Source organism: Bacillus sp. P4_D3 (assembly GCF_056401855.1).
The window spans coordinates 1-968 of record NZ_JBFUIN010000998.1 but is presented as its reverse complement, the minus strand read 5'-3'; the positions used below and the strand labels follow the sequence as shown (position 1 = coordinate 968).

At 35.5% G+C, this 968-nt stretch carries 1 protein-coding gene and 1 pseudogene; both read right to left on the bottom strand.

What is annotated here, in order from left to right:
* Window positions 1-163 precede the first annotated feature (163 nt).
* Window positions 164-484: a hypothetical protein gene (locus tag AC1DTM_RS28665; protein ID WP_002118741.1), complete on the bottom strand. Its 321-nt coding sequence runs from the start codon at window positions 482-484 to the stop codon at window positions 164-166.
* A 51-nt stretch (window positions 485-535) separates the two neighbouring features.
* A pseudogene (locus AC1DTM_RS28660) lies at window positions 536-968 on the bottom strand (oxalate:formate antiporter); the annotation flags it as partial.

Here is a 968-nt window from a genome sequence, read left to right as displayed (position 1 = left end):
TGTTTGGCGCATATGCCCAATCTTGTTTCGTACGTGCATATAATGTTGAAGAAAAAAACTCCTCACCACCACAAACGATACATCCCTTCTTCATCAATACCCCTCCTATGCTTGTCTTACTTCATCTATATGAACATAAGCATAAAAAAAAGACCTTCTATTACTAGAAAGTCTTCTCTGAAACAAAAAGAAATGTACCGAATATACCTACTCCGCTATATTCTTTCGTAACACCAGCTTCTGTTTTATACGTTTGCTTTACAGTCATAAAGAAAACACCATTTCGTGCATCAATACTTTCAAACTGTAATTTCTCTTTTTTTTCATCTACATTTTGCGTGCATTCAAAGCTACTCTCGTCACATTTCAATGCATACTTATCCTCTAAATACAATTTAAAATCTGATTCTTTCGGACAAGTTATAAGTAATATCGCCACGAGAATAATACTTACAATACCCACAATTGTATAATATTTCTTCATTTGTTCTCCTTTCAAAAGACAAGAAAACTTGACTTCATGCGCCAAGTTTTCTTAGTCCACAACCCATTGCCACTCTTGTTCTTTCTTATCAAAAATGAGCCAACCCGTTTCTGTTGCTTCCGCTTTCAATTCATCGATATTATCTAGTACCTCATCCGTACTTTCGAATGATCCTACTACATATACCGGAATTTCAAGACCTCTTCTCGACTCAATTTTCCCCGCTAAATCAATGTATAACCCATCTTCCATTAACGGCATAAGCCCAAGGATAACTTCCTTTGAAATTGCTGGGAAAATTTTTGATTTTTGGAAGAAAGTAAAACGTTTCTTTCCAAACGAACCGAGTTTATATGGAATCACTTTACTTAGCAYTCCTACAAAATCACCGATTCTACGGTAATACACTTTGTTGTACCAACCGTCATCATGTGAAAAATAAACGAATCTATTCTTCAACAATGGGAAGAACGTTCTTCCAAGT